The sequence below is a fragment of the Anabaenopsis arnoldii genome, assembly GCF_028331025.1.
Classification (GTDB): domain Bacteria; phylum Cyanobacteriota; class Cyanobacteriia; order Cyanobacteriales; family Nostocaceae; genus Anabaenopsis; species Anabaenopsis arnoldii.
In genome coordinates, this window is record NZ_JAQMUH010000029.1 from 1 (window position 1) to 6,832 (window position 6,832).

The following is a 6,832-nucleotide window of genomic DNA, read 5'->3' on the forward strand; positions in this document are numbered from 1 at the left end:
TCCCTGTTCCCTGTTCCCTGTTCCCTGTTCCCTGTTCCCCTAATCCCTAATCCCTAATCCCTAATCCCTGTTCCCTGTTCCCTGTTCCCCTAATCCCCTGAGTTATTTAATTTTTTAGTTAAAAATTGACAAGTACAATTAATGGATTTAATGAAAACATTAGATAACCAACTAATTATAAACTTATCTATTCTTTCCTCACAACCAACAGGGATTAGTAACTACGCTCAAAATATCTTCCCTTATTTAAAATCTCTATATCCCACCTTATTAACAGCACAAAAAGACCCAGAATTTAACTGCTATCCAGTTCCCAATAATCTTACCCCCGCTCAAGGGACAAAAGGACATTTGCGCCGCTTATTGTGGACACAGTTCCAACTTCCCCAAATCTATCATCACCTCAAATCTCCCTTGTTATTTTCCCCCTTACCAGAAGCACCGCTTTATAGTAACTGTCGTTTTGTGGTCGTTTCCCACGACTTAATACCATTGCGCTTTCCCAAACCCTTATCACCCTTGACAGCTTACCATCGTTACTACGTTCCCCAAGTCCTCAAACAAGCACAACACATAATCTGCAATTCCCAAGCGACAGCAGAGGATATCATTAATTTTTATCAAATTCCCGCCAGTCAAATCACCCCCATTCTCCTAGGTTATGATCGTGAACATTTTCACCCTTTTCAAGAAAAATCACCTGACAATCCGCCATATTTTCTCTATCTAGGAAGACATGACCCTTATAAAAATTTACACCGGATTATAGCTGCTTTTGCGGAGCTACCAAATAGGGGTGAATATCAACTATGGTTAGCAGGTCCGGTTGATAGGCGTTACACTCCACTTTTACAAACCCATGTCGCAGAGTTGGGAATTACTCAACAGACAAAATTTCTCAATTACGTATCCTATGACGAACTACCAAAAATTATTTATAATGCGATCGCCCTAGTATTTCCGACCCTCTGGGAAGGGTTCGGTTTACCAGTCCTCGAAGCAATGGCTTGTGGGACTCCAGTGATTACTTCTAATCTTTCTTCCCTTCCAGAGGTAGCGGGGGAAGCAGCGATTTTAATTAATCCCTACAACCTAACAGAAATCACCGCAGCTATGCAGATGATAGCTGAAGATATGCAAATGCGATCGCACCTCTCTACCCTAGGTATAAATAGAGCCAGTCAATTCAGTTGGCAAAAAACCGGACTTGCCACTGCAGAAGTTTTATCCCGCTATTTATGAATGTTAGGCTAAAGTTATCTTACTCCAGCCTTCACACAAAAACCCTATGGTTGTGCAAACTCCCACCCAGCAATATTCTATAGAAGAATACCTCGCACTTGAAGAAACTGCTGAGTATCGCAGTGAATACCGTAACGGGGAAATTATACCCATGACTGGCGGCTCTATTAATCACAACCAAATCATTATCAATTTAGTAGTTGCTCTTAGCCAGGCGCTGAGAGAACAAGATTACCGCGTTTACACTAGTGACCTACGCCTGTGGATTCCCCATTACCAACAATACACCTATCCTGATATTCTCATCATTAAAAATCAACCCCGCTTTCAAGACGGAAGAACCGATACAGTAGTAAATCCCAGTATCATCTTTGAGGTACTTTCTAACTCTACCAGCAGTAGAGATAGGGGAGATAAATTTACTTATTACCGTTCCCTCCCGGAATTGCAAGAATATATACTAATTGACCAATATACAATTCATATTGAACAGTTTAGCAAAACTCCAGAAGGTAACTGGCTGTTAAGAGAATCTGACGCTCAAAACGGAATCTTAACTTTAGCCTCCGCAGATTGCCAAATTCCCCATAGCCAGATTTACCAGAGAATAGATTTTTGCAGTAATTCAGATTAAGGAGTTCCCAGAGCTCCTGAGTAGACCAGACCCCGCTGCATATCCAGAGTAAGAATTGCACCATCACGAATTACCTGGGTTGCTGTTTTCACACCCACAATCACAGGGACACCCAGACGCAAGCCGATGACAGCCGCGTGACTGGTTAGACTTTCATCCTCAGTAATAATACCTGCGGCCTTACGGATGGCATCAACAAAATCCGCATCAGTCCGGGGTGCCACCAAAATATCTCCGGGATTAAAATTACTCACATCCATACCAGTGTGAGCCACCCTAGCACGACCACTTACCGAACCCTGTCCCAAGCCAATACCCTGACCTAGCACAGCGGTCACCACCTCAACCTTAACTAAATCAGTAGAGCCGGAAACACCTTGAAGAGTACCCGCAGTCATCACCACTAAATCACCTTCAGACAGGTAGTTATGCTCTTGAGCCACATTGATAGCAGCTTGAAAAGTCTGCCCAGTAGAAGGTAAACCTAGTACCAACAATGGTTTCACACCCCAAACCATCTGTAATTGTCGTGCCACATTCACATGGGGTGTCACAGCCAAAATCGGGGTATGGGGACGGAACTTAGAAACATTCCGAGCTGTAGCCCCTGTTTGTGTCAGGGTCATAATTGCCGCTGCGCCCAATTGTTGAGCAATTTGCCCCACAGCTTGACTAATAGCATTAGGAATAGAACGTCGCTCATCTCGGTGGGAAAGTAGGGCGGAATTTTGTGCCGCTTCCTGTTCCATGCGTTCAGCAATTCTCGCCATGGTAGCCACTGCTTCCACAGGATAATTACCCACAGCAGTTTCATTCGATAGCATCACAGCATCCGTACCATCTAAAATGGCATTAGCCACGTCTGAGACTTCAGCACGAGTAGGACGGGGATTACTCACCATACTGTCTAACATTTGGGTAGCCGTGATGATGGGAATCCCTAAGCGATTGGCTGTAGCAATCAACCGCTTTTGCAGCACAGGGACATCTTCAGCAGGTAGTTCTACACCCAAGTCACCTCTAGCCACCATCACACCATCACATAAAGCCAGAACTTGTTCCATTTGTTCAATGGCTTCATGTTTTTCAATTTTGGCAATCACTGGAACCTGCTTACCAGTACTAGAAATTAACTCTTTAATTTCGATGATGTCCTGGGGGTTACGTACAAAGGAAAGCGCTACCCAATCTACACCCTGGTCTAGACCAAACATGAGATCCTCGCGGTCCTTGTCGGTCATGGCCTTAATGGATAGGTAAACACCCGGAAAGTTAACACCTTTATTGTTAGATAACTTACCAGCTACCGTCACACGACAATGTAAATCGCCTTTGTCAGGGTTGATATCCTCTACCACCATTTCTACTCGCCCATCGTCGAGGAGGATTTTCGCACCTACAGGCACTTCTTGGGCTAAATAGTCGTAGGTAACACAGCTAATTTCTTGGGAGCCGACAACTGGGCGATTTGTCAAGGTGAAGCGATCGCCTTTTTCTAAAATTATCGACCCATGTTCAAACTTACCTAAGCGAATTTTTGGCCCTTGCAAGTCTTGAAGAATTGCCACAGGTTGATTTAATTCAAAGGCAGTTTGCCGAATTAAGCGAATACTACGCTGATGGTCAGCATGAGTACCGTGGGAGAAGTTGAGCCGCAGCGTCGTCGCACCAGCTTCGATAATCGCCTTCAGGTTTTCTGGGCTGCTAGTGGCAGGCCCAATTGTAGCAACAATTTTTGTCCGGCGTAGAGAGTCTCTTAATTGCATAGGGGCTGATTCTAGGGGGCTATCTCTATCTAGAGATTCATATTAATTTAAGGGGCGTTTAGTTTTCAGTCTCTGTTATATCCATAACCAACAGAGGCGGAGGATGAATGGGGGTGTGAGAGTCACTCGCAACAGAAATGATAATTTTACCCTGGTTAAGATTTCCCAAGATTTGTGAGATAGAGTAGATATCGTACACCAAACTGGGTTCCATCCTCCTGAATATAGATTTTTCAGTCAACTCTTTATTGGTTGCCTAGACACCCTACGCGAGCAGAAAAACTTATCTCTCGTCTGGAATCATAGCGCTATTCATCTGGGCTTCGGCAAATATCAAGTTAAATCTTGCTAAATAAAAGCTTACAAAAGTTTATTATTTACTCATGTTTATCGTATATTCGTAATGTTTCATTAAACAAGGAGTTAAGAATGCTCACATTGGAGGCACAGAAGTCACTAAAAATCCCCCCCAAGGAATTTTTAGCGCCTCCTGGTGATTTTAATCCCACACTGCTACTGTTTCTGTCCACAGTAACAATGCTGGTATTATCTAACTTTGGTTACTGGCTCTGGCAGTGGCCAGATTGGTTGTGCTTTACCATTAATACCATTGCTTTACATTGTGCAGGCACTGTGATTCACGATGCTTGTCACCAATCTGCCCATCGTAACCGAATCATTAATGCCATGTTAGGCCATGGTAGCGCCTTGATATTAGCTTTTGCCTTCCCCGTATTTACACGGGTGCATTTACAGCATCACGCCCATGTCAATGACCCTAAGAACGACCCGGATCATTACGTCTCTACAGGGGGACCGTTGTGGTTGATAGCGGTACGTTTTTTGTACCATGAGGTGTTTTTCTTTCAGCGGCGACTGTGGCGTAACTATGAACTATTAGAATGGTTCATTAGCCGCTTAATTGTCGGCACAATTTTTTATATTTCCATTCAGTATCATTTTTTAGGTTACATTCTCAATTTTTGGTTTATCCCGGCTTTTTTAGTGGGGATAGCACTAGGATTATTTTTTGATTATTTACCACATCGTCCCTTTGTGGAACGCGATCGCTGGAAAAATGCCCGGGTCTATCCTGGTAAACTCCTCAATATCCTGATTTTAGGACAGAATTACCACCTGATTCATCATCTGTGGCCTTCTATTCCTTGGTATAATTACCAACCTGCTTATTATGCAATGAAGCCGTTGTTAGATGAAAAGGGTAGTCCTCAAACATCAGGTTTATTACAAAAAAAGGACTTTTTAGAGTTTGTTTACGATATTTTTATCGGGATTAGATTTCATCGTCATCACCAATAGAAATACCCCAGCCCACCTTGGGTGGGCTGGTTTTGTGGACACAAAACGTCAAATCTCAGTAGATAGGCTTTGAGCGTAAATCACCTCAATCTTGCTACCAAGTTGCAATTTTTCTAAAGATTCGGTGAAAAACACAAAACCTTTATATGCTGTGAGATACTTATAAATTTTTGTGAAATACCCTTCACTTGTGACAATTACTAGTGGCTGCTCCATTTTGGAGAGAATGGTCAAAAAATCTTCTAGTTTTACGCACACACCAGTTACCCGCTCATTAAACATTCTCCCGCCCATGGCAGCAGCTTGAGCCGCATCACTACCGTAATAGCTCATTTCGTGTTAATTTTTACATATAATTGACAGTCAAATTTTAAACTTTTGACTTAACTGCCTGCTGTGATGGTTGTAACGGCTGGGATAAACTCCAATCTGGACGTAATTTAGCAGCTTGGCGTAAATAAATATGATTAATTGGTGTAGAAGCTGGAAGGTAAGCGTGGATAAGAAACCGAATGCAACGCTCTAAGCTACCTTCGACGTGCATTTGTTGTACATCCAACATTGCCACATTATCCCACCCAGAACGCGATCGCGCAATGGCCGCCGGAAAAATCGCATCTAAATCACGTGTCACCGAAAAAGTCACACTAATCATCTTTTCTGGCTGGAGTTGATTCCTTTGTTCTAGTTGATCTATTAGTTCGGTTACCGCTTCTCTAATCCCTTCAATAGTGTTTTCAGCAACGGTTGTTGCTCCGCGAATAGCCCGCATTTGCCACTCCACGCCAAAATCCTCCTTACATTACTCATTGGTCATCAGTCATTGTAAATTTTTTACAATGACTGCTAATTATTTAAGGTCGATATAACCACAGTGGCAGACCACTGGTAGACATTTCAAATTCCAACCAATCAATTCCCGCCCCCAGCCCTGATGAAACCAGACGGCTTCCGGGTAGAACGCGACTCAATAAAGGTTTTCGTTCTTCTAGGGTATAGCAGGGTGTCTTATCCGGATCAAGACCCACCATTTCCGCCGTCCAGCGCAGTGCATCCTCTTCAGTTCCCAGACGGTCTACAACACCTAATTCTAAAGCCTGTTCCCCGGTGAAAATCCGACCATCAGCAAAAGTCTTAACAGTTTCTAGTTCTAGAGAACGCGCTTGAGCGATGGTCTTGACAAACTGCTGATAACTCACGTCAATTAACTCTTGCAGGATGCTTTGTTCTGGTCCAGTCAGTTGGCGGTCAAATGCCAAAATATCTTTGTAGGGGCCAGACTTGATGACTTGGAAGGACACACCGATTTTTTCCAGCAACCGTTCTAAGTTGTTACCCCGCAAAATCACACCAATACTACCAGTGATTGTACCAGGGTTAGCCATGATATGTTCTGCTCCCATGCCAATGTAGACACCGCCAGAAGCCGAAATATTGCCAAAGCTGGCGACGATTTTGATTTGATTGCGTAACCTCTTCAGGGCGCTGTAGATTTCTTGAGAATCGCCCACTGTACCCCCAGGACTATCAATACGCAGGAGTAAAGCGGGAAACTTTTTCTCTTCTATGGTTTTTAGGGCTTCTAACACGCGCTTGCGAGTAGAAGCACCGATAGCACCAGTAATTTCAATCCGGGCAATTTGTTTACGAAACTTAGACTTGAAAGGCCAGACCATGAGCAGTTAAAAAACCTCTGTAATACACTCAATATAAAATGCCTAGCGATGAAAAGAGTTTGTGAAATTATAGACAAATCTACAAAGTCACTTTACCAGGGGTAAACCTGATTGGAGTTACTCCTAACCCCTCTATCCCGTCTGCAAAAGCGTTCAGGACTGCTTTTCTTAATATATTGTACGCCCCATTTAAA

Annotated in this window: 7 protein-coding genes; 3 read left to right on the top strand and 4 right to left on the bottom strand. The window is 43.4% G+C overall.

Translation table 11 applies throughout. From position 1 onward, the window contains the following. The first annotated feature begins 141 nt into the window (after positions 1-141). Together PN457_RS02090 and PN457_RS02095 are read left to right on the top strand one after the other, a co-directional pair. Positions 142-1,242: a glycosyltransferase family 4 protein gene (locus PN457_RS02090; protein ID WP_271730996.1), complete on the top strand. Its 1,101-nt coding sequence runs from the start codon at positions 142-144 to the stop codon at positions 1,240-1,242. Positions 1,243-1,288: 46 nt separating this feature from the next. After that, positions 1,289-1,876 carry a Uma2 family endonuclease gene (locus PN457_RS02095; RefSeq protein WP_271730997.1) on the top strand — a complete coding sequence of 196 codons (588 nt, stop codon included), beginning with the start codon at positions 1,289-1,291 and terminating at the stop codon, positions 1,874-1,876. Here the strand turns inward: PN457_RS02095 and pyk are convergent. After that, positions 1,873-3,642, bottom strand: coding sequence for a pyruvate kinase (pyk, locus tag PN457_RS02100; RefSeq protein ID WP_271730998.1), 1,770 nt, complete (start codon positions 3,640-3,642; stop codon positions 1,873-1,875). The genes PN457_RS02095 and pyk overlap by 4 nt on opposite strands. A gap of 429 nt (positions 3,643-4,071) precedes the next feature. On the opposite strand from pyk, the gene crtR reads away from it, so the two are divergent. Further along, positions 4,072-4,962, top strand: a complete 891-nt coding sequence (crtR, locus tag PN457_RS02105; protein WP_271730999.1) for a beta-carotene hydroxylase — start codon at positions 4,072-4,074, stop codon at positions 4,960-4,962. A gap of 48 nt (positions 4,963-5,010) precedes the next feature. Here crtR and PN457_RS02110 read toward each other — a convergent pair whose 3' ends face one another. The 3 genes from PN457_RS02110 to sppA all read right to left on the bottom strand — a co-directional run bounded on the left by PN457_RS02110 (position 5,011) and on the right by sppA (position 6,638). Continuing rightward, positions 5,011-5,295 (bottom strand): hypothetical protein, encoded by a 285-nt coding sequence (locus tag PN457_RS02110; protein WP_271731000.1) that lies wholly within the window; start codon positions 5,293-5,295, stop codon positions 5,011-5,013. Positions 5,296-5,332: 37 nt separating this feature from the next. Then, positions 5,333-5,746 (bottom strand): chorismate mutase, encoded by a 414-nt coding sequence (gene aroH / locus PN457_RS02115; RefSeq protein ID WP_271731002.1) that lies wholly within the window; start codon positions 5,744-5,746, stop codon positions 5,333-5,335. A gap of 70 nt (positions 5,747-5,816) precedes the next feature. After that, positions 5,817-6,638 carry a signal peptide peptidase SppA gene (gene sppA, locus PN457_RS02120; protein WP_271731004.1) on the bottom strand — a complete coding sequence of 274 codons (822 nt, stop codon included), beginning with the start codon at positions 6,636-6,638 and terminating at the stop codon, positions 5,817-5,819. Between the last annotated feature and the right edge of the window lie 194 nt (positions 6,639-6,832).